The organism is Okeania sp. SIO1H4 (assembly GCF_010672695.1).
Classification (GTDB): domain Bacteria; phylum Cyanobacteriota; class Cyanobacteriia; order Cyanobacteriales; family Microcoleaceae; genus Okeania; species Okeania hirsuta.
Genome location: NZ_JAAHGB010000022.1, coordinates 20,848 through 43,881 on the forward strand (window position 1 = coordinate 20,848; position 23,034 = coordinate 43,881).

Sequence of the window (23,034 nt, forward strand, 5' to 3'; positions counted from 1 at the left end):
AATGACTCTAGTTTTACGCCTAATTCCGAGCGCGTACAATAAACCCATTTTGGCACAGTCTCGTCTTTTATCTCTTGTCACTATCCACTAGCTTGTTCATATCGAGCAGAAGAGTATCTTCATTTCCACTCATCACCAAAGGAAGCTTACCATCCCATGATTCTAGGAACAGTTTTTGAATGACTAATTCAGAACCCTGTGCTTTCAAGCTTTCCGCTTCTAGACGATTGGCCTCAGCTTTTCCCTTAGCACGATTAATCATTGCTTGCGCTTCTTGCTCGGCCTCTTGAGCAATATATTTGGCTTTTTGAGCTTTCTGTTCCGCGATTTGTTTTTCCTCAACTGACTTAGAAAACTCTGGAGAAAAATCCACATCAACTAAGGCAGTGGCAACTACCCTAATACCAAATTTCTGGAGACGCTCAATTATGGAACCATTAAAAGTCTCCATCAACTCTTCTCGTTTAGTCACAGATTCCTCAGCTTTCAATTTAGCTGAAGCAATTTTAAAGGCTTCCTGCGCTTGAGGTTCAACGTACTTCTCTTTAACATTATCAAGGGTTCCTACATCACGCAGGATATTTACTAGCTCACTGGGTTGTACTTGATAATTTACCACAACCTCGGCGGTGATATCTTGTAAATCCTTAGAGGCTGCAGTCAAGCCATTAATCTGGTGTTTTTGCACCCGAATGTCGTACTTGTTAACCTTAGAGACAAAAGGAAGTATGATATGAAGTCCTTCACGCATAGGCTCTCCCTCACGGACAGAACCGAGTACCTGCAAAACTCCGGCTTCACCAGGTTGAAGAATTAAGAACGTACTGCGGAGCATCACTATACCAAATAATCCCAGTAAAGCAGCGATACCAATTTTTATCGGATTTTCAACGTTGAGCATAGACTTAGAAGTATTTAATGTTCTAGGAGGAGGAAATTTTTGTCTTGGTGGTTTATTCATAAAGTAAAATATTTTCAGTGATTACATTTTGAAGAAATTTCATTCGACTGTTTTTGGACTTTTCAATCTCCATTAAATTATTCTCCATTATTAGTAATACAAATTCCGCACGTCGATTTATCGTATAAAGAATGGTGATTTGCAAAGTATTTTAACCTCATCCATTTTTCAACCTGGAGTTTGGGACTAAACTCTAGTATTATAGTTTCAATTGATAAGTTCTATATAACTCTATTTCCAGTTTTAAGGAGGATATGCAGTTATATTAGGCGTAAAACTAGAGTAATTGTTATGAGTGTGCCAAGCTCTCTGCAATCACAAACTAGATAACGAATTTACACCATTTCAGCTTTCACTATTTATTAAAAATAGTTGATCAAAGGTATAGCATAATTTTCTAGGCAAGGACTTAGAAGTCTTACCATAAAAGGATTATAAAATTAGTTGACAGGCTCATTAGCATATTCTCCCAGGATTTTAGTAATAATTTGATGATAATTATTTATGGTATCCATGAACAAATAACCTCCTGTTTAGCATCAAAAGTTATTAAACTCAGTCGTTGATTTTTAAATAATATTTGACCGATAGGTAAAACCTCAAATTCAGATATAATAATAGTATCAAATAATTGTCAAGTATTAATATATAATTATGCCAGCTCAAGATATATTCCATGATGCTGTCAAAAACGCCTTAATTAAAGAAGGCTGGACTATTACCGACGACCCTCTATACATAGAATTTGCTGGAGTTGATATGTATGTCGATCTGGGTTCTGAAAAGCTTTTTGGTGCTGAATCTGAACTACAAAAACTCTTTATTACTCAAGCTAAAAAACAGAAAATAGAGAATGGTTTTCAGAAGTGTCTGTAGTGCCATTACAACAATCATTAAATGACTTAAACCAGGCTTACCAAAACTTTTTTAATTGAACTAAGGGTAAAAGAAAAGGTAAAGCAATTAAACTTCCCAGATTCAAAAAACGCAGGTCAAAACAAACTGCCAGGTTTACCTTAAGAGGATTTCAACTACATGAAGACAAAGTATACTTAGCCAAAATAGGTTGTTTCAAAGTAGTGTGGTCAAGACCCTTACCAGGAGAACCATCATCAGTAACAGTAATCAAAGATTCAGCCCATAGATACTTTCTGAGTTTTGTAGTAGAAATTCAACCACAAAAACTACCAGAATCCAGCAAATCAGTAGGCATAGATTTAGGCATTTCTACATTATTCAGCAATGGTAAAAAAGTAGATGCACCAAAACCATTAAAAAAACGAATTAAAAAGTATAGAAAATTAAGTAAATCATTATCAAAAAAAAGTAATGGTTCTAAACAATATGAAAAAGCCAGACTCAGGGTAGCTAAATTTTCCTTCGGAATGCTGCGCAAACATAGTAAATTAAAAGATACTAGAACAGATTTCCTGCATAAATTATCCACAGAAATAATTCGTGAAAACCAAACAATTATTCTGGAAGATTTAAACGTTTCAGGTATGATGAAAAATCGGAAATTGTCCAGAGCTATTAGTGATTTAGGCTGGAGACAATTTCGTACATTATTAGTAGGACATACCTCTATTCCCTGTTCTCTCACAGGAGTGCGCATTCTCTCTGTTACTTGGCATTCTCATGGGGAGGAAACTATTCCCTACGGGACGCTTGCGCGTTTTCCTACCGAGTACTGCGCAAACATCTTGCGGAGCAAAACGCCGGGTTCCGAGCACTTGTGTCTGTCGCCGACGTGGGGTCGCACCGCTGTTCCATTATAGAACCCATTTGGGTTCTATTTAAAAATATAGGGGGAGTGTGGGTAGATGGTGAATCTGGAGGCAAATTTACACCTTTTCCCCTTATTCTATTTCTCGAACTCCTGAGTTCTGACTCCTGACTCCTGTGCCAAAAACCCGTACCGCTTGCAAAGATATCAAATGGCTTCTATATGAAATTGGGGCGTTGGTGATTTGAGGTATGATATCATGTCCGGATGAGAGGGCGTTCAAAAAACTTTCTCCTTATACTGCTGTTTCTTCTTCTTTCTTCCCTCCTGACTCAGTTCTCATGAGTACCCCTCCTGGGAGGGGGAGGGGCGAGGGGTGGGTTGACTCCTAAGTAATTAAGATTAATATCATACACGCTATTCAGCAACGCCGAAAATTGGTATTAAGCCATCACCATTCCCCCATCCACATTAAATACTTGACCTGTAATATAATTAGCAGCACTATCAGCAGCTAAAAATTTAATCATACCCGCTACTTCTTCTGGTGTACCATAACGACCGAGAGGAATAAATTTGATAATTTCCTCAGAATTTTTCAAGTCCTTAGTCATATCAGTCGTTATAAACCCAGGGGCAACAGCGTTTGCTGTAATGCCACGATTAGCAAGTTCTTTTGCTACACTTTTAGTAAAGCCAATAACCCCTGCTTTAGCTGCACTATAATTAGCTTGACCAGGATTACCCATTTGCCCAGTTACAGAAGCAATATTAATAATACGACCACTCTTTTGTTTGAGCATAATTTTGCTAACGGCGCGGGTACAGAGAAAAACCCCCGTCAAATTTAGGTCTATTACTGACTGCCAGTCATTGGGTTTCATCCGCAAAAGCAAAGTATCGCGAGTAATACCAGCATTATTTACCAAAATATCAATGCGACTCCATTTTTCCATCACTTCTTTGACGAGGGTATCAACCTCTTCAGCTTTAGAAACATCTGCTTGAAGTGCCATCCCATTGCCACCCGCAGCAACTATTTCTGCCACTACTTCCACAGCCGCTCCACTAGAGTTAGCATAGTTAACAACTACATTTGCCCCTTCCATTGCTAATGCTAAAGCTGCTGCTCGACCAATTCCTCTAGATGCACCTGTGATTATTGCTACTTGTCCCTTCAAACGCTGTAATGTTTCGGGTAATGCCTCCATAATGAAATCCTTTGCTATATGATTTAAACTAATTTATCAAAATAATTGGGTTTAAAACCCCGCCTTGATTGGCGAAATGTTTTTGGAGGGTTGCTCAAATCCCCGTTACAAAAACAACTTCTGACTTCTGACTTCTGACTTCTGACTTCTAACTTCATTGACTTAGGGGATTATGGCTTGTTGAGTTAAGCTAATAGATAGAATAGATAAGTATATATATTTTCTCAAGATGGCAGTTAAAAAGCAGTTTGATAGTTTTGATGAATTACTTGCTAGTTCAAAAATACCTGTTCTAGTGGATTTTTATGCAACTTGGTGTGGCCCTTGTCAAATGATGGCCCCTATTCTGGAACAGGTCAATCAAAAGATGAAAGATCGACTGCGGATAGTTAAAATTGATACAGATAAATATCCTCAGTTGGCATCAAAGTATGGCATTCAAGCTTTGCCGACTTTGGTTTTGTTTAAAAATGGTCAGCCAGTAGAACAGATAGAAGGGGTTATACAAGCACAACAGTTAGTTGAACGCTTAGAGAATATTGTCTAAATTTAATTAGGGCTAGCTGATTAATTATCAAAGTATTGATACATAAAGGTTTGAGTATTTTTAGGCTCGAATTGCAGTAGGCCTGTTTCAGTTGAAAACGCTCAAAAAGCTAGTATTTTGGGCTGACTATGGCAGAAAAATCCCAAATTGACAATTCTTACTCCTACCTCCTCGCTCATTCCCCGTTCCTCCTGTCTCCTGTCTCCTGTCTCCTGTCTCCTACCCCTACTAAAAGACTTTTGAGCGCAAATCCTAACTAAATATTTTTGAAGAAATAGACATAATTATGATTTGGCTGAATATCATATTTATGCTCACATTAAAAGCAAAAATATGCTAATATACCAGCTAAGTTGATAATAGTAAAAAGATATTATTTTTAAGTGGAAATTGCTTGTTATCAAATATACAAATGTTCATTACTCGCTCTTTAAACTACTAACTTGAGATTATCAGTTCTAAATGTAATAAATAGTGGCGAGCTGATTGAACTTATCAGAAAATAATCAATATGGCTATTTACTCCTGGAAGCAATTTAAACTCTCTGTTCTGAGTGCTAATGAGTGGTTCCGAGAAACTCCTGAAAGAGCTTTGGATATGGCTTATGATGCCGCCCTCAATATTAAGGCGATTGAAGATCAACATTTTGAAGGTCAAAATATTTCTTTAACATCAGCTAGTTATGGTGATAGTGTTAAGTCTTATTTTAATTCTGCATTGAAGCGATATTTAAAAGTTATTGAAACTAGATTAGCTGAGTTTAATGCAAGTATTTCAGTTGTAGGTATTTTTGAGAAAAATCAGTTTGGCGATAGCGAGGATAAACTCAATAAATATTATCGGCAAGAATTTCAGGATCGACCATCAATTATTTTGGAAAAATTAGAGTTTATTGATGAAGTAGCTAGTCGATATCGTAAACAAACAAAATCTCCAATTCAAAAATCTAATTCAATTGTAGAAGTGCCTGATACTTCATCTTCTTTAGCTATAATATCTAGTCAAAATAATATTAATAATTCTACTAATAATATATCATCTAATTCTGCTATAAATACTACAGAAACACTAAAAAGAGATCAACCTGAAACTAGCTTTTTACCCCGTTCATTATTAAGTACTTTCAAAAGAATCAAGAAAGAGTTAGACCCAGAAGCTGAAGAAGATGTAATTAAGAAATTTAGAAAATCTAAAGTTAAGACTATTACTTCGGTTAGATTTATTTTACTATTGATTTTAGTGCCTCTACTAATTCACCAGTTATCAAAAATAACTTTTGTGGGTTACTTAGTCGATAATTTTATGCCAATCTCTAGTCAACAAGAAGAGATTTTTATTAACCGCGACTTGGAAGAAGAAGCTTTGATGGAATTGCGCAAATATGAGGAAGAACTTCATTTTCAAATTTATTTAGGCCATACTCCTGAATTATTTCCAGAATTATATGAAGCTGGAAAAGAAGTTTCAGAAATACCTAAGCTTCAAAGAGAAGAATTGATTGAGCATAAAGTAGAAGAAAAAGCTCAAGAAATAGCTTCGGAATATAAAAATAGAAGTAATAATGCTATTAAAAATATTTTTTGTGACCTGATATCTTTGATTTCTTTTGTTGGCATTATTTCTGCTAATAGAAGAGATGTTGAGATTTTAAAGTCTTTTATGGATGATGTAATATATGGTCTTAGTGATAGTGCTAAGGCATTTATTCTGATTTTGTTAACAGATATGTTTGTAGGGTTTCACTCCCCTCATGGTTGGGAAGTGATTTTGGAAAATGTTGCTAGACATTTTGGAGTAGCAGAAAGTAGAGATTTTAATTTCTTGTTTATTGCAACTTTTCCGGTGATTTTAGATGCTGTTTTTAAGTATTGGATATTCCGTTACTTGAACCGTAGTTCGCCTTCTGCAGTGGCAACTTACAAGAATATGAATGAGTAATATCAATTATCAAAAAATTCCTGAATTGTTAATATTAATATAGTTTTAATCTTAGCTAAGTTTATATAGATTAAGCACTTCCTGAGGAGCATTTTTAATCCAATCAACCATTTGTTTAACTCCCTCTTCAATATTTACTTGATGTTCATATTGTATTATTTCCTTGGCTCGCTCATAAATACCCCAGCTTTTAGTCAGTTCACCAGGCCTTAATGGGAGTATTTTGGTTTGAGGTATAATTCCAGTTACATTTTCAATAATACTTAGCAACTCAGCAAAATTTGTTCCCTTGCCACTACCAATATTATAAAAGAATGCTCCTTGTTTTTCAGATTGCGCAGCTAATACATAAGCCCTTGCAATGTCACTTACACTAACATAATCTCTGACTTGATTTGAAGGTTCACCAAAAATAGAAATTTCTTGATTTTTTAACACATAAAGTGTATATAGAAGAACCTCATCAAGTGTTACCGGACTTTCCCAGGGACCATAAATGTTGAACATCCTCAAACAATGTGCTGTATATCCATAGGTTCTTGCACCTGCCAATACCTCTATTTCCCCTTGAAACTTAGTTTTTGCATAGGGAGATGCTGGTTCTGGGTATATATTTTCTGTTATTGGCAGTTTGTCTTCTGTTACTGCACCATAAACTGCTGCTGAGGAAGCATAAAGTATTTTAGGAACACTAGCTGCTACACAAGCATTAACAATATTTTTTGTACCTAGCGCATTGAGACTAAAATCATCATTCATGTACTTGACACTCCAGGGAGTATCAATATTTGCTGCTAGATGAATCACTAAATCAGCGCCTCTAAAAGCTCTTGGCCAATCTCCTCCCAAGTCCCGAATATCATTTTCGATTAGTTCAACTAATTCTAATTCTTTTTTGTTTCTGAGTCCGGTACGCATATTGTCAATCACAACAATATTATCGGCTATGGGCTGAAACTGAACAATTATTTCTCTACCAACAAAACCAGCTCCCCCCACAATAACTACTTTTGAAAATCTTTTATTGAATTCTACCACTATAATACTCCTCAGATCGGTTATTTTCTGAACGAAAAACAATATAACATTAAAACATAATATTCTCTATTGAGTCAATTTTTACTTGATTTATATCCTTATTAATTATATTAATAATTTAATGTCTTATACCAATTCACTTTCAGGATGTCACAAATAGTTTCGCTCCTTAATAAATGTCAAATAATTGCCTGAAATTATTGTACAGTCAAAGTTTTTAGTCTATCAAATCTAACTTTCTGACTTCTGAGTTCTGACTTCGGTGAAACGGTATTACATCTTAATCTGTCTTGGGTAACGAGGTTGACAAGGAGTTCCTAAACAAACCTGACCTGATGGCATATCTTTAAACACACTACTCCTAGCACCAATAACAGCATTAGCACCAATATTAACCCCTGGAGCAATAAAACAATCTGTAGCAACCCATGCACCATTACCAATAGTAATACTTGCTGTTTGTAAACCAAATGTGGGGTCTTCCATATCATGACTACCCGTACAGAGGTAACTTTTCTGAGAGATAACGCAATGTTGACCTATTTTTATATGGTCAAGACTGTATAAAACTACGTCGTCTCCAATCCAACTATAATCGCCGATCGCTATTTTCCAAGGGTAGGTAAATCTGGCAGTGGGGCGAATTAAAACTCCTTGACCAATTTTGGCTCCAAAGAGATTTAATATTAGTCGTCTCAGACCATATAGAGGTTGGGGAGTTAGTGGGAAAGTAATTGCTTGTATGAACCACCACAACAGTACAAACCAACCCGGTTTACCTCGGTCATACCAAGATTGGTCATATTTGCGAAGATCGACCCAAGATTCTGTTTGTTGGTTATTTATCATTGAAAGTTAATTTTTTTTAGGCTTGACTCTAATTTAATAATTTTATACCATTTAGATATATAAACTAGGTAAATAGTGATTTTTATAGACTTAGAGTAAAATTTACATAAATTTCCTATAATACCTTGATTAGCATATTAGCATATAATAGTTAATTTTCAAAGGTTTATTCAATTTATTTTGACTGTGGAATAGATTAATAAATTGAGTCATAAAAAGAGCAAACCTCCAGAATAATTTGATCTATTTCTGTGATTATTTTTCTGGTTTGTCTGGTGAAAAAATAATTTTTGCCGACTCATTGGTTATGGGATAAATAAATAGTTACTAGGGAAAATTGAGAGAATTTTGATAAATTTTTCTACCACCTCATCGGTTGTGGGATAGACAAATCATAATTTTGGGGAAGAAGAGAGAATTTGGGCAAATTTTTCTACCTTATATCTAGGTAGATGGAATGAAAACTATATATAGATAAATGAATTTTTTATCCTCAATTGGACTGTCTGACTATCTGAGGTGAAAGTTCGGAATAATTTGATCTATTTTTGTCATTAATTTTCTGGTTTCTCTCAGGGCAAAAATAATTTTTTGATACTGATTAATCTTTTCATCCGATAATTCCCGGTTAGCTTTTTTTCTATCTTTAAGCCATTTATCTAAAACTTGGTAGCTACCGATTTTAAATTCCCATATTTTTTGACTGACCCCTGTGAAATAACAATTTTTGTTAATCCATATTTTTTCATTTGTCAGGTCATACTTAGGGCTTGCTGAATAAATTTAAAAAACTTACACACTCAGCGATTAAAGGTATTTTGAATTAGAAATTGTACCCAATTTTGAGCTAAAATATACTCTTATTCCAGGTATCTATAACTGCACACACCATGTACAGACAAGTAGGCCAAGGTGACACTGCACCAGAAAATTTGGAACTGCCGTTCAATGGCCAACTATCTCCAGAAAATCCTTGGGTAGTGATGGTTAGTCTAATTCCTTGGCCAAAATATGAAGATGTATATGCTAGCTTATTATCTGAGGAAAGAGGAGCACCTGCCTGATCTTTTAGAATCGCCTTAGGGGCGTTAATTATTAAAGAAAAATTGGGTATAAGCCACAGGGAAACAGTAGAACAAATCAAGGAAAATCCATATTTACAATACTTTATTGGTCAAAAAATATTGATAAAGAACAGAAGAAACAAGCTCACTTGGATGAAAGATTGCGGAACCATATTGAGGGTAAATTCGGGCAAGCAAAAAGAGGATTTAGTCTGGCGAAAGTGATGGCCAAACTTCCTGAAACTTCTATGACTGCGATCGCAATGACCTTTTTAGTAATCAACCTTTCTACCCTCGCCGGAAGAGGCATTTTCTCTTTTTTTGTAGTTTTTTGGAGAAAAAACTGTTTTTGCGGTGTATTTTATAATTTAAAGTTATAGCTGAATAAATGATGATAATAATAAGTTATAATCAGCTTTCTTTGAATCACAAATCAACCGTTTTCAGACTTTTGAGCGCAAACCCTAAGTAATTAGTTAAAATTAAGTTTTTCCCGATTTCAGATTCTAAATAACGTTTTAACTGGTCAGTTGATTGGATTTTTTCTAAATTTTCACTAATTTTTTTTAGCTTCTATATAGCCAAGTAAATTATTATTTTTCCTAACTTTAAAATCTGGGATACCAGCTTGATTTCCAGTTTCTTCAATATTGGCATTAATTCCCAACATGGCACCCTCAATCAGATTTTTCAAAGCAGGATAGTGGGTACGCTCACTACCTTTTTCCAGATTTTTATCTAATTCTTGTAAATAGTGCTTAAATTCCATCAATCTGTATTTTTGGCAAATATTTCAAGGATATTATCATAGAATAAAAATTCTCAGAGACCATTTATCAACAAAATATTAAACATAGAATACTGCCACAGCAAAAGTAGGAGCTTGGAGACCAAACCCTTACACAATGCTAGCTATATTTTAGTCAATATTTTAATCTTATTTGATAGTTGAAAAAAACTTTATACCAAATCTCAAAAGTCTTGCTACATCTTTTTGAGAGTAGGAAATAGGGAGTAAGGAAATTAGGAATAATACCATTTCTCAAAAACTTTTCTACATTTTGTTGAGCAGGGGACTCACCCCTAACCCCTCCCAGGAGGGGAAATAGGGGAGTGGAGGAGTAGGGGAGAAGTAAAAAGTAAGAATAATTAACATTAACTGGGCTATTTTTAGCAAAAGGGTGATTATAACTGTTTTGATTAATTAATAACTGAAGTCTTACCCAAGTCTAGCGTTACTTTTAGGAATTGGTATAAGATATCTTCGCTTAATGCCTAGAATCCTTAAAAAGCCTTTCAGTCCGTAAATGCTGTTTGCGGAGCATTCCGGTACGGAAAATGCTGATAGCTAGTTAATAGTATAAAAATCAAAATAAGGAAGTAGAAAATAGGTTGACTTTCCTCTTTCTACCTCCTTTAAATGTTCGGTGAATTTCAGATTAATTAGCTACATTTTTGGCATTACTGATTATAACTATCAACTCAAGTATGATAATAAATTTAGAGTTATCGATCTATCAGAATCATCAGCAATAAAACCTAGTTTTTCCGACCCCTTCTTTGAACTTAGCTCACATTCAGCTTTTAGCTGTTTCATAAATAATGAATATACACTGCTAAGGTCAAGGTTAGTTGTTTTTTCAATACTTTGAATTGTCCTTAAACCTCTCAATACTAATTCCTGCTTTAAAGGCAATGAATTAATAGCTGATTGCTGATTGCTGACCGCTGAATGCTTATGCCTAATTACTAACTACTACTTGCTGAATCTACCTGAGCAACTGGCTGAGGTTTAGGAGTTTTTTCTATTTTCTGAACAGCATTTAACTGACCACCACAATCTTTAAGTTCGTAAAGTTTAACACCTATTTGATACTCATATTGACTCAGTAACCTACCGTAAATATATCCTGCTTTACCATCTAAAAACCCTAATTGAATAAAGTAAAATAAAATAAACCTCAATATCGGTTTAAACGGTAATCTTACCCATATCTTCTTCAGAAAACGTTTACGCTGTACCGCATCCCCAAATAAACTTGCACCAATAGTTCCATCATCATCCTGACCAGTCAGTATATTATAATGTACTCGCGCTTCCCAGTTAGAATAACGATTGTGTCTTTCCAACCAGTGGAATAAATCACGAAAATCTTCGTGAAGCATATCATTTTTCAGATAGCCTACCTTTCCATTCAAAACAACGTGTTCATGCACTTCATTATCCCCCGTATTGGCCACTCCCTCAGTTCCTAAATTCTCGTAGCGACCTTCTTTATGCTTAAATAAACGCAGATTCCAATCAGGATATTTACCCCCATAACGAATCCATTTACCTAGAAAAAATACTCGTCTATTAAGGTAGTAACCATTGTAATTTGGGTCTTGAATAGCTACAGCAATTTCATCCCATTGCTCAGGAGTAATACGTTCGTCACAATCAACAATAAGTACCCACTCATTCCGAAATGGCAAATTTTCTAAAGACCAATTTTTCTTTTTTGGCCATTGACCATTAAAATGGAACTGTACTAAATTTGCTCCATAACTTTCTACAATTTCCCCGGAATGATCGCTGCTTTGAGAATCTACTACAAATATCTCATCTGCTCTTGCAACACTATCTAGACAAGCGGGTAAATTTTTTTCTTCATTCTTAGCCGGGATGAGAACTGAAACTGGTATCTTAGATGATGTCATAGTTCAGAATTTTATAGATAGGTATTACCTTATTTTATTATCGCTATAGTTCGAAGGCACTAATAGTTTTGTATTGAGTTGCCTTGGGTTAGTATTTAGATAGTTAGGATTTGATGTTGAGTGGCCTTGAGTTAATCTTTAGGTAAGTACGATTTGAGATTGAGTGGACTTGGGTTAGTATTTCTACAGGACGATCAACTTTTTTTACCTACCACCTAAAATCTACCACATAATACCTACTTCATAAATATCATGCCCTGATATTTTGAGTGGCTTTGGGTTAGCTTTTAGGCAGGGCGATCGGCTTTTTTTACCTACCACCTAAAATCTACTTCGTAGATATCATGCCCTGAATAGCTGCACCTAGATAGCCTATTTGAGCATAAGCATAGACAAAATTATCAAAACGTTTGGCCGGGTCTGCTATATTTTTTAGAGACTTGTACACACCCCTAATCATTCTATCGCTCCCCTTTCTTATTTGTCTAAGACCCGCCTGACCAGCTAGTTGTTCGCGATAACATTCGCTAATGCCTTGCCACCAACCTCTCTCAATAAACCAGGAAGGTCTAACCCTTTCAGGAGCTACATTATGAGCAACCAAAGCTTCAGGTAAATAAGCTACTTGCCAACCTTGCTTGATTGCTAATTCTGTGGTGTGTAATTCTTCATTAGACAGTAGCTTTTTGCCCACTCGACCTAAGTTAGTATCAAAGCCATCAATTTGTTCAAGAAATGTACGACGAATGGAATAATTTAAACCTCTGGGAGTTAAACCAGGCTGATTAATATACACTACAGAATCACCAAGGTCATAGTAACCTAGGTTTCCTGATAATTCTGGAGAAAGCCATTTGGGGGGGGTAATTCCTTCTGGCCAAATCAAGGTAACTTTACCACCAGCGATCGCTAGTTTTTCATTACTTTGAAAAGCTTCTTGCAATACCCTTAACCATTGGGAACTAGCAACAGCATCATCATCAAGATAAGCTAAAATTTCTGCACTGGCTGCTTTTGCCCCTGTATTTCTGGCCACAGATAATCCTGTGACTGGCTCATATACATATTTCAGATTGGGACTAGGATATCTTGCTTCTACTACTTCGCGGGTGCGGTCAGTGGAAGCATTGTCTACTACTACTACTTCAAAGCTACCAGGAAAATCCTGTCCAAGTAGGCTATCTATGGCAGCTCCTAAGTAATTGTCCCGATTATGAGTGCAGATAATAGCAGATATTTTGGCCATAGTTAATTCTTACTATTTTGGAGTTTTCACGGATTTTGGCCGAACTTACTATTTACTAATTTATTCTAATTTATTATCCTTTATTTTCAGTTTACACTGGATTATACCAATTCTCAAAAGTAATGATATACTTAGGTAAGACTTCAGTTATTAAGTAATTAACGTAGGCAAAACAACTTTTTTGCTAATTAGTAGCCTAGTTAATGTTAATTATTCTTATGTTTACTTATCTGTAGGGGCGTTAGCGGCAGCTAACGCCTCTATTCCCCTAATCCCCGACTCAAGAAAATGTAGAAAAGTTTTTGAGAAATAGTATTATTTGTTTGTATTCCCATGAATTCTCCTCAAGCTACTTCTAAGAAACTAATTTTGGTCACAGGTCCTGCTCGCTCTGGTAAAAGTGAGTGGGCTGAAAATTTGGCGATTAGTTCTCACAAACAAGTAATTTATATAGCTACCTCTCAAGTTGATGGTCAAGACCTAGAGTGGCAAACTCGAATTGAACAACATCAAAACCGTCGCCCTCCTGATTGGACTACCTTAGAAATACCTGTGAAACTATCAGAAACTTTGACTACTTATGCACATCAAGACTGTTGTATTTTGGTAGATTCTTTAGGTACTTGGTTGGCTAATATTTTGTCACAAGATGAACCAGCTTGGAATGAAACTTTAGCAGCTTTGATTGAAGCTTTATTAAAAGCTAGTAGCGATGTAATTTTAGTGGGTGAAGAAACAGGTTGGGGAGTAGTTCCTTCGTTTCCTATCGGACGACTATTTCGTGATCGCCTTGGTCATCTGATTCGTCGAGTTGGAGTAATTTCTCAGTCTGTTTATCTAGTTACAGGAGGTCATGTTTTGAATCTTAGTGCTTTAGGCACACCTTTGAATATTTAATTCTTAATTTATTCTAAAGGAATAAAGTATTAGCTTCACTCCCCAATTTTAACGATGGAAAAGTTAGAATGAAGGTAGATGAACGAGGCTATTTATTAGCTTTGAAGTTCTATGAAACGGAAAATATCGGAGCTAAAAATTATGGCATCTCACGATCAAGTCAAACAATATATTGCCTGTTGGTTTCAGTTAGGTAAGAAGGTATTAATGAGAAATGGCCAAGCAGCTATAAAACCTCAAATCGTACTTTTAGGCGATCGCTACAGTCAAGATTTTGAATCATGCTGGCAACAAATTTTATCTTCTGGATCGGGAGATTGTTTTTTAGAGGGGACACATCAAACAATTGCAGAATTATTATCTCCAGAGTGGGACATTAGTGATTGTGCCCGTTGTTCGATGCCTATCCCATCTCGTGTTAAAGGAATGCCCCCAGATTGTTGTCCATGTTTCGATTTACCTAGTTGGCCTGATAATGAAAAACCATTGCCGCGATCGCCCATCAATAATAAATCATATTTACTGGGTATTTGTGAGCGATTATTCAACAAAAAAGAAAGTATTACTACTCATAGTCACCATTCTGAATAGGAAGATTTTAAGCATCTTTTCGGGTATTTTGGAAAACATTCAAGAATTCACAAGTAATTCCTGACTAACTTTGAGCATTTATAAATGTCCGCGCCCTATTTGCGTAAGTAAGTCGGTGAAAAAAAACCAAAGTATGTAAAGAAATTTTAAGCAGTTTGATTTGAGTAAAATTTAAAACGTTCTGTCCTGTAGTTTCCCTTTTCTCCCCTAGCTTGAATACCGTCAATTACTGCATAAGCAAGATCTAACTCGTCATCAAACATTTGACCTGATAATTCATCTTTTTTGAGATGTTTCCACTCCAGCTCAATTGGGTTCATTTCTGAGCAATACTTAGGTAAAAAGAATATATACAAGCCCTGGCTTTCCCATTTTGACCATAATTGTTGTACCTCTCGACATCTATGTATTAGTCCGTTATCCTGAACAATTATCCTCATACGCCCAGTTTTGGCAGTTTCTTGGGCTTCACGCTCCATCATTCGGATGTAACACTTGCGGTCTACACCGCCAATTACTAAACCGTAAACGAAACTGATTAAAGGTTGAAGAAAGCCAATAATGCTTAATCTACGACCACGACGCTTTGTCTGTTCTAGGCGTTTTTGCTCCCCTTTAAAGTAGTAGGTATAACTCGGCTCGCTCCACATACAAAATCCAGACTCATCTAGGTACTTGAGGTCTATTTCTCCTGTAGCTGCAGCCAATTGCAACAGATCTAAGTCGGCTTGCTTTATTTCTTTGACTCTTGGATCTTGTTTCTGTTTATGACTTTTTCTGGCCTGCTTCCAAATGACCCCCTTTTTTTGAGTATCCGACTTAATCTATCAGGACTCAATTTAATTGCGCGATCGCTTTATAATTTCTCTGCTAGCTGATGACTGTTGTATGTCCGTGGTTCCTTGGTGAGGCATTCTTCCAAAAATTTCATATCACCTTCAGTCCACTTAGGTTTTAAACCCCGACCTTGTGACTCCCACAGTCCTTGTAAGCCAAATTTTTGCCATTTATGTAACACTTCTCTTACTGTTTGTCTAGCCCAATTAAAATGAGCAGCTATTTTTTCTACATACCACCCATGTGCATTTAATCTAATCACTTCTGCTCGGTCTTTGACTTTCTGTGGTACGTCCGCAGTTCTCAACTTCTGTAGACTTCGGTCTTGCTCACTTGTGAGAAAAACCCTTAAACGAGCCCCCATGTATAAATTTCCTCACTCAATAGAGATATTATCCATATTTACTTATCTTTACATAGTTTGGTTTATTTATACCAACTTACTTAGTGCTATAATTTTCAACCGCTAAAATGAAATTTATAGCGGGGGTCGCATCACCCTATTTCTCCGTCTAGAAATAGAGATATGATTACCGAAAATTCTCAGAGAAAAAAGTTCTGACTTCTGAGTTCCTATTTCTGACTTCAAGCGCAGCGATAATCCCGCCTTCTAAAAGTTTTCTGGCGGGCTAAATTTGATGTTGATCAAATCTCAAAATTCAAAATTCAAAATCAAAGTATACTTAATTTTGAGAATCTACTGTTGGTTCAGAATCATTATTTGTTTCACCTTGCTCATTAATTAATAATGCTACAGGAAAATGATTCAGTACATTTCTAATCCATAAAGTATCCTCTTTCTCTTCTTTAAGTTTTTGTTGAGTAATTGCATTTTTCCACACCAAAGAAGAACCAGAAGGTAAACATATTCGAGTCTCACGCCATACTTGTTCTCCTAAAGGATTTTCTCCTTCTTGAATCAACTTAGTTAATAATCTGGGAGCTATAATAATCGCTGTACTATCTCCCCATTTTCTCGAGAAAGCAACTATATGATCTTTCAAACTACCCATAACAATTAACTTTTGGTAATCTCCTCTTTGAAATAAATCCAAATACTCTCGGCGTGCCTGTAAAGCTTGGTAAATTAAAAACATTTTAATCTTACCAGTCTCTGGAGTTTGCAAAAGTTCTTCAATCAATCCTAAAATATCGGACTCTATTTTTGTCTTAATTTCCTTCAGAAACTCTGCTCTTTTTTCAAAATCAACGGGACGACGGTTATCAGGGTCAACAAGACTCAAATCCCACAATTCTGTACCTTGATAAATATCAGGAACTCCAGGAGAAGTAAGTTTCAAAAAAGCCTGAGATAAAGAATTAAAAACACCGTAATATTGAACCTTACGTTGCAGAGGTCGGAAAGCTGGTAAAAATTCATTATCTTCTGATTTATTAAGTAGATGTTCTACAAACTTAATAAGTGAACTTTCGTAATCATCATCCGGTCTTAACCAACCTGTATTAACTTTTGCTTCTCGAATTGCTTTAATAATATACTCTTTAATCCTTTCGACAAAAGTTGGATATTCACTTTCATCAACAGGAAAAGCACCTAACAAAGTCTGATATAAAAAGTATTCATCATTAGATGCAGGAACATCTAAACCTGCTACACAATCTTTTTGAGGAGCATTAATTTCCTGCCATTTCTGTAGATAACTTTCCCATTCTCCAGGAATTTCTGATAGTACATTAATTCGCGTTCTGACATCTTCCCCACGTTTTGTATCGTGAGTAGAAGTTCCACTCATAGTATGAGGCCAATACGCAATACGATGTTGATTAAATCCATGAAAATCTTCAACTGAAACTCCAAATTTACTAGGAGTTGAACCAACTTCATTGAGACAAATAAGTCGATTATAAACATATAAAACAGTATCTTCTACACCCTTTGCCATTAAAGGTCCGGTAAATTGTTGTAACCGCATCACAAAATGTAGCCATTTATCTTTATCTTCCTGGTTTAAATGTTCATCAAATTCAAACAACAAAAACTTCTCAATAAAACTCAATTCATTCAAAAGTTCATTGATAAAGAAAGGAATTTTCTCTTTCGTTTTAGCAATTACTCTCTGAATACATTCTCGATCTGCCTTACTAACCCCTTCTTTACTAACATAGGTCCGATACACCGGAAACACCGACATAACTTCTACTAAAGCAGCTTTCAAACCAAAAATAGTAAAATCACTGGCATATCGATATTTACTAGAAATATCTTTAAGTAAGTGAGCTAAATTATCAATATCTCCGGCTAAATGTTTGTTAATAATCAGCCTTTGGTTTTGATCAGCTAGCTGCCCATAGTTAGAAGTACCTTGAATAAACCGAGAATAAATTTGGTCGAATTCTTCTTCCTTAAAATGGTCACAAAAAATACCATTAACATAGTTTAAAAAATCATAACCTGTAGTTCCTTGAACCGGCCAATTAACAGGTAAATCTTCGCTAGGTTCAAGAATTTTTTCGACAACTATATAAGGAGCATTTGCTTTTTCTCTCAGTCTGTTTAAATACTGAGCAGGATCGTACAGTCCATCAATATGATCGATTCTCAGACCTGTAAATTTTTCCTCTTTTAACATTTCTAAAATTAGAGCATGGGTAGTATTAAATACTTGTTCATCTTCTACTCTGACTGAAATTAAATCATTTACTGTAAAAAATCGTCGGTAGTTTAATTCTTCATTACCCACTTTCCAGAAAGATAGACGAAAATATTGCTCGGATAATAATTTATCTAATAAGTCAAAACTTTCTGGCTTTCCCGGAACCCCGTTAAAAGTCTCTATATTTTCTTCAACGAATTCTTGAATATGTAGATTTTCATTCCATAATTCCCACAACATCCCTTTGATGAAGCTAATTTGGTCATACCTTTCTCTCCCCTCAGCTCCAGAAGGAATATATTTTAAGCTATAGAGAACTCCTTGTAATTTAACAAAATCTTGGTTTTTTCTGCCTAATTTATTTCTTAATTTGCCGATATTGTAGGTTAAAACTTGAGTATAAGAATCAATTCTAATCGGAAATTGATGATCATAATAGTTAACAGTTAATCCATTTTGGCCGTAATTAAGTTTTAACTCTCCACTTTCCAAACAATCTCCATAAAATTTACCTAAAAAAGGTGCTAAAACTCTACCTTTGATACCTTCATAAGGATGATTCCAGTCAATATCAAAATAGTCACGATATTGAGATTCAGGACCATTTTCTAAGACATCAACCAGAATATGATTTTGGCTGCTAAATGCCATATGATTAGGCACAATATCTTGTAGCCATCCCATTTGATTACTGTTAATTTCTGTGACTAGTTCAGCAAATTTTTCTTTGCCACCTAATTCAGGATTAAGTATATTAGAATTGACTACATCATATCCATGGTTGCTTCCTGTTTTTGCTTTAAATATAGGAGAAGCATAAATATCAGAAATTCCTAGTTCCGCTAAATATGTAACTATAGCTTTAGCTGAATCAAAGCCAAAATTAGGAGTAAATTGAATTCTATAGGTCGTCATGGGAATTCGCATAGTTAATATAGAGATAATTAAGTGTGATTAATTGACTGTTAAAAGTTCATAATTTTACGTTTAACAGATAAATATCTGTTTTTCAAACATTTAGGAAAAGGATAAATCTGAAAAATTCCTAGTTTGGCTAAATATAAAACTACGACTTGATCTACTTCCAAAGTCAAAACTATAAGTAGATTAAATTATATAATGTCGTTATGAGAATTCGCATAGTTAATATAGATATAAATATAGCAGTTTTCATTCATGTTGACTACAAAACTTCAGCTCCCGCTGCCTTTCAGCTAAAATCTCTGTATTCTATGAAACATGAAAACTGCTATAAGTGTTGATTAATTAGTTCTTAAAAGGTAAGCTTTTCCTAGGTCATGCTCCGCAAACAGCTATTAGCATTTCCTAGGTTATGCTTCGCAAACAACAATCAACTTTTGAACATATTCAAGCAAGAATTGAGGTTAGGTTATAGCCAATTTCATTAATTAATTTTAATTCTCCTTGGTGGATAATTCCCCTCTAGTATGATCATGAGTTAATAACAAATAGCTGATGGCTGACTGCTGAATGCTTACGTTAAAAGTTCAAAATTTCACGTTTAACAGATAAATTTTTTTGAGATATTAAACTTTATATTTATTCTTCATGTAGCCCAAATATAATTAAAATTTGATAGTAGTTAAGCTTCAATGAAGAGAAACGCCTAATTTCCGAAAGAACCCCGAGTAATGCTTGACAATAGCATGATTATTCTTGAGTGATTCTGCCAAGGTAGAAGATGTTTGTTTGCTGCCAAAATAATAATAAATATAAGCAATTGCTAGCTCCATAAGTCCTTTCATTAAATCCTTGTTAATATTACCTACAAAAATACAATCATCAAGTACCTCCGTAATTTTATTGATTGCATATATCTTCTCAGCAATACTAAAATTATCTTCTGCGAGTTTACCAAGAATAAATGATGGTCTTTCTTGAACTATTTTAAAATATATAACACCATCAATCACATGGTATAAAAATTCAATATAGGGCAGGATTATGCCAGTAGAATAAATTAACCAAGGAAGTCTTGATCGATAAAAATATTGATTAACAACAATAGTTTTATTGACACAAAAATGAGGAAAAATTTCTTTGACAATGTGTTGCCATACTTTTAATTTTTTGGCTATATCAATGTGAATAATCTCAATGGGTTTATGTTGCCATGACAATGTAGTAATATCTCCATTACAAACATTAACATAGTCAATCAAAGTCTTACAGTTTTTTTTGAAATATGTGTAAGTAGGAGTCTTGTTTTTGAACTTCTCTAGTATTTGAGAAATAAATTTTGCCTCCTCTAGCTGCAATTTTTTGTTTTGGAGTTGTAAAAGCATCATAGGCATAAATTCTAGATTTTTTCTCTAATACTTGTTGATTTTTTGATAATTCCAAGGCAAAGGGATATACTGTTCCTGCTACTCCTGAACTAAGATCGACTATTTCTCCAGCACCAGAGTAAAGGCAACGAGAGAAATACTTAAAAACTTTTATTTCCCTTATGGAAGTCATGGAAGGAGGTAATTTTTGAAAAATTGGAAAAGACTCAGAAAAAACGTTTTTTGGGAAATTTATCATGAATTTTTAAGTATTGTATTAAATCAAGACTCAACAATATACACTAAAATTGAGAAATCAATTTCACTGACACTCGACTAATGTCAATAAAATATATTTTGAGTCGTTACGATCAATTATAGGTGATGTTGGCCATCATAACTTTTAAACCTAAAAATAGATATCTACGATAATCAAAAATAAAATCAATTATCCCGCAAAAATCATCAATTCTTTCTCCCTACTCCCTCTTTTCAGGAGAGGTCTAATGTATGTTCTCTGGGGAATGCTCCGATCAAGTCTCATAAAGAGCAAAGCTTAAAGGATTAATCGTCACGGTTTGTCCAGATAATAATTTTTTAGGTAAAGCAGCACCTTCTCCCATCCATTCTCGGTCTGAGGAATTAATCAGCTTTTGCCAATTTCCTGTGGGTAGTTGAGGTTCAAATGTCACAGAATGCTTTTCAAAATTCATCAGACTCAATACACTACTTTTCTCTCCCCACCTGTGAAGCAATAAGACATTTTTATCTGCTAAACTTTTTACTTCTATTTGAGAGATGTCAAGCTTAGCTAATACTGGAATTTTTTTCCGTAGCTCAATTAAGCGTTTATAAAAAGAACGTAAAACTCCATATTTACCTTCCCTGGATTTTTCCCAATTTAATTTAGAGTCCATAAATACTTTTTCACCTTGAGGATCGGGCACTTCTCCAGACCAATTGAAAGACTTAAATTCTTCTGCCCTTCCTTTTCTCACTGCTTCTACTAAGTTAGGATCTCCATGACTAACAAAATACATAAAAGGAGCTTCTTCTCCATATTCTTCTCCCATATATAACATTGGTACAAATGGAGAAATTAAAACTGCTCCTGCTGCTAATTTTAATCCTTCAAAATCTACTAAAGCTGATAATCTTTCTCCTATTAATCGATTACCTATTTGGTCGTGGTTTTGAATACAAATTACAAACTTTTCTCCGGCAAAACCAACCGTTGAATTACCATGATTTCTCTGGCGGTGAGGTGAAAATTCTCCTGTATAAACATATCCTTCTTTATAAGATTTTTTCAGAGATTCTATACTCTTAAAATCAGAATAATATCCAGAACTTTCTCCTGTTAAAAGACTGTGCAGAGAGTGGTGAAAATCATCGCACCATTGAGCATCGTGACCAAACCCTCCTTGTTCTTTTGAACGTAAAACTCGCACATCATTTAAGTCACTTTCCGCAATTAAATAATGCTTCCTTCCATCATTTTTACTAAACTCTTCTACCCTAGCAGCTAACTGTTGTAAAAAAGGTTCGGCACTCATATCATAAATGGCATGAACAGCATCTAAACGTAAACCATCAATATGATATTTATCTAACCAATACAAAGTATTTTCAATAAAAAAATTACGGACTTCATTACTATATGCGTCGTCAAAATTAACAGCATTTCCCCAAGGAGTATGATACTTATCCGTAAAATAGGGACCATAATCCCAGAGATAATTTCCCTCTGGACCAAAATGATTATAAACAACGTCCAAAATTACAGAGATGCCTACTTGATGACAAGCATTAACAAGCTGCTTTAGACCATCCGGCCCACCATAAGAATGTTGGACGCCATAAAGATAAACTCCATCATAGCCCCAGTTGCGATCGCCTGGAAATTGAGCTACGGGCATAATTTCTATAGTGTTTATCCCTAAATCTTTTAATTCTGGCAACCTCGGAATAATTGCTGCAAAAGTTCCTTCGGGAGTAAAAGTACCGACATGAAGTTCATAGATAATCATTTCTGCCAAAGGGATACCTTGCCAAGAAGTATCATTCCAGGTAAATTTTTGATGGTCTACTACTTTAGAAGGACTATGTACTCCTTGAGGTTGCCAGTTAGAGGCTGGGTCTGGTCGGTCAGTTTCTCGGTCTAATTGATAAAAATATAGAGTTTCCGGGTCAATGTCTTTTGCTTCTCCTTGCCAATATCCCCATTCATCTTTTTGAAGTTCAATAAATTTTTCTTGGGGATGTACAATATGTACAGCTAACTTTTCTCGTAGAGGTGCCCAAACATTAAATTGGCATTTATTTGTTTCTGCTGAATAATGGCTACCGATTTTCATAAATTTATATACTCTGAGGGCGTTGAATTTTTTATAATAATGTTGTCTAATTTTAGACTACAATTTCATCTGTTAATTTACTCACCTCTTAAAACTAAATTACTTTTTTAAAAAAAGATTATCAATTCTCCTTCCTTTTCATTTAAATAATTTAAAACTACAACGTTA

General features: G+C 35.0%; 19 protein-coding genes and 2 pseudogenes. 8 read left to right on the forward strand and 13 right to left on the reverse strand.

Features of this window, described 5'->3' with window-relative positions; genetic code table 11:
- Window positions 1-67: 67 nt before the first annotated feature.
- Complete coding sequence (locus F6K06_RS16550) at window positions 68-961, reverse strand: prohibitin family protein (RefSeq protein WP_205127303.1); 894 nt, start codon at window positions 959-961, stop codon at window positions 68-70.
- Between the two features lie 654 nt (window positions 962-1,615).
- Here F6K06_RS16550 and F6K06_RS16555 point away from each other — a divergent pair.
- Together F6K06_RS16555 and F6K06_RS16560 are read left to right on the forward strand one after the other, a co-directional pair.
- A complete protein-coding gene (locus F6K06_RS16555; protein ID WP_124144111.1) occupies window positions 1,616-1,837 on the forward strand; it encodes an element excision factor XisH family protein in 222 nt (73 codons plus the stop codon).
- An 86-nt stretch (window positions 1,838-1,923) separates the two neighbouring features.
- Window positions 1,924-2,739 (forward strand): RNA-guided endonuclease TnpB family protein, encoded by an 816-nt coding sequence (locus tag F6K06_RS16560; protein ID WP_124144110.1) that lies wholly within the window; start codon window positions 1,924-1,926, stop codon window positions 2,737-2,739.
- 391 nt (window positions 2,740-3,130) lie between these two features.
- Here F6K06_RS16560 and fabG read toward each other — a convergent pair whose 3' ends face one another.
- On the reverse strand, window positions 3,131-3,898 hold the full coding sequence (gene fabG, locus F6K06_RS16565; protein WP_124144109.1) for a 3-oxoacyl-[acyl-carrier-protein] reductase: 768 nt from the start codon (window positions 3,896-3,898) through the stop codon (window positions 3,131-3,133).
- 229 nt (window positions 3,899-4,127) lie between these two features.
- Between fabG and trxA the strand changes: the two genes are divergently transcribed.
- A complete protein-coding gene (trxA, locus tag F6K06_RS16570) occupies window positions 4,128-4,445 on the forward strand; it encodes a thioredoxin (RefSeq protein WP_287242174.1) in 318 nt (105 codons plus the stop codon).
- A gap of 511 nt (window positions 4,446-4,956) precedes the next feature.
- A complete protein-coding gene (locus F6K06_RS16575) occupies window positions 4,957-6,384 on the forward strand; it encodes a proton extrusion protein PcxA (RefSeq protein ID WP_124144107.1) in 1,428 nt (475 codons plus the stop codon).
- Window positions 6,385-6,435: 51 nt separating this feature from the next.
- On the opposite strand, the gene F6K06_RS16580 is transcribed toward F6K06_RS16575, so the two are convergent.
- The 3 genes from F6K06_RS16580 to F6K06_RS34000 form a co-directional block, all read right to left on the reverse strand.
- Window positions 6,436-7,422 carry an NAD(P)-dependent oxidoreductase gene (locus F6K06_RS16580; protein WP_161564410.1) on the reverse strand — a complete coding sequence of 329 codons (987 nt, stop codon included), beginning with the start codon at window positions 7,420-7,422 and terminating at the stop codon, window positions 6,436-6,438.
- A 273-nt stretch (window positions 7,423-7,695) separates the two neighbouring features.
- On the reverse strand, window positions 7,696-8,271 hold the full coding sequence (gene hpsU, locus F6K06_RS16585) for a hormogonium polysaccharide biosynthesis acetyltransferase HpsU (protein WP_124144105.1): 576 nt from the start codon (window positions 8,269-8,271) through the stop codon (window positions 7,696-7,698).
- 510 nt (window positions 8,272-8,781) lie between these two features.
- Window positions 8,782-9,054 (reverse strand): type ISP restriction/modification enzyme, encoded by a 273-nt coding sequence (locus F6K06_RS34000; RefSeq protein ID WP_161564412.1) that lies wholly within the window; start codon window positions 9,052-9,054, stop codon window positions 8,782-8,784.
- Window positions 9,055-9,161: 107 nt separating this feature from the next.
- On the opposite strand from F6K06_RS34000, the pseudogene F6K06_RS16590 reads away from it, so the two are divergent.
- Together F6K06_RS16590 and F6K06_RS34005 are read left to right on the forward strand one after the other, a co-directional pair.
- A pseudogene (locus tag F6K06_RS16590) lies at window positions 9,162-9,446 on the forward strand (transposase); the annotation flags it as partial.
- A gap of 8 nt (window positions 9,447-9,454) precedes the next feature.
- On the forward strand, window positions 9,455-9,715 hold the full coding sequence (locus F6K06_RS34005; protein ID WP_124155147.1) for a transposase: 261 nt from the start codon (window positions 9,455-9,457) through the stop codon (window positions 9,713-9,715).
- A 176-nt stretch (window positions 9,716-9,891) separates the two neighbouring features.
- Here F6K06_RS34005 and F6K06_RS16595 read toward each other — a convergent pair whose 3' ends face one another.
- The 3 genes from F6K06_RS16595 to F6K06_RS16605 all read right to left on the reverse strand — a co-directional run bounded on the left by F6K06_RS16595 (window position 9,892) and on the right by F6K06_RS16605 (window position 13,281).
- Complete coding sequence (locus tag F6K06_RS16595) at window positions 9,892-10,104, reverse strand: hypothetical protein (protein ID WP_287308869.1); 213 nt, start codon at window positions 10,102-10,104, stop codon at window positions 9,892-9,894.
- Window positions 10,105-11,084: 980 nt separating this feature from the next.
- Window positions 11,085-12,035, reverse strand: coding sequence for a glycosyltransferase family 2 protein (locus F6K06_RS16600; RefSeq protein WP_124144103.1), 951 nt, complete (start codon window positions 12,033-12,035; stop codon window positions 11,085-11,087).
- Window positions 12,036-12,363: 328 nt separating this feature from the next.
- A complete protein-coding gene (locus F6K06_RS16605; protein ID WP_124144102.1) occupies window positions 12,364-13,281 on the reverse strand; it encodes a glycosyltransferase family 2 protein in 918 nt (305 codons plus the stop codon).
- A 333-nt stretch (window positions 13,282-13,614) separates the two neighbouring features.
- On the opposite strand from F6K06_RS16605, the gene cobU reads away from it, so the two are divergent.
- Together cobU and F6K06_RS16615 are read left to right on the forward strand one after the other, a co-directional pair.
- Window positions 13,615-14,178 (forward strand): bifunctional adenosylcobinamide kinase/adenosylcobinamide-phosphate guanylyltransferase, encoded by a 564-nt coding sequence (cobU, locus tag F6K06_RS16610; RefSeq protein WP_124144101.1) that lies wholly within the window; start codon window positions 13,615-13,617, stop codon window positions 14,176-14,178.
- Window positions 14,179-14,319: 141 nt separating this feature from the next.
- Window positions 14,320-14,769 (forward strand): hypothetical protein, encoded by a 450-nt coding sequence (locus tag F6K06_RS16615; RefSeq protein ID WP_124144100.1) that lies wholly within the window; start codon window positions 14,320-14,322, stop codon window positions 14,767-14,769.
- Window positions 14,770-14,915: 146 nt separating this feature from the next.
- Here F6K06_RS16615 and F6K06_RS16620 read toward each other — a convergent pair.
- From F6K06_RS16620 to treZ, 5 genes and pseudogenes are all read right to left on the reverse strand, one after another.
- A pseudogene (locus F6K06_RS16620) lies at window positions 14,916-15,970 on the reverse strand (IS630 family transposase).
- A 319-nt stretch (window positions 15,971-16,289) separates the two neighbouring features.
- A complete protein-coding gene (gene treY / locus F6K06_RS16625) occupies window positions 16,290-19,148 on the reverse strand; it encodes a malto-oligosyltrehalose synthase (protein WP_124143075.1) in 2,859 nt (952 codons plus the stop codon).
- Between the two features lie 683 nt (window positions 19,149-19,831).
- Window positions 19,832-20,404 (reverse strand): hypothetical protein, encoded by a 573-nt coding sequence (locus tag F6K06_RS16630; protein ID WP_153183453.1) that lies wholly within the window; start codon window positions 20,402-20,404, stop codon window positions 19,832-19,834.
- Window positions 20,405-20,408: 4 nt separating this feature from the next.
- A complete protein-coding gene (locus F6K06_RS16635) occupies window positions 20,409-20,702 on the reverse strand; it encodes a hypothetical protein (protein ID WP_124143077.1) in 294 nt (97 codons plus the stop codon).
- A 340-nt stretch (window positions 20,703-21,042) separates the two neighbouring features.
- On the reverse strand, window positions 21,043-22,866 hold the full coding sequence (gene treZ, locus F6K06_RS16640; RefSeq protein WP_124143078.1) for a malto-oligosyltrehalose trehalohydrolase: 1,824 nt from the start codon (window positions 22,864-22,866) through the stop codon (window positions 21,043-21,045).
- Window positions 22,867-23,034: the final 168 nt, after the last annotated feature.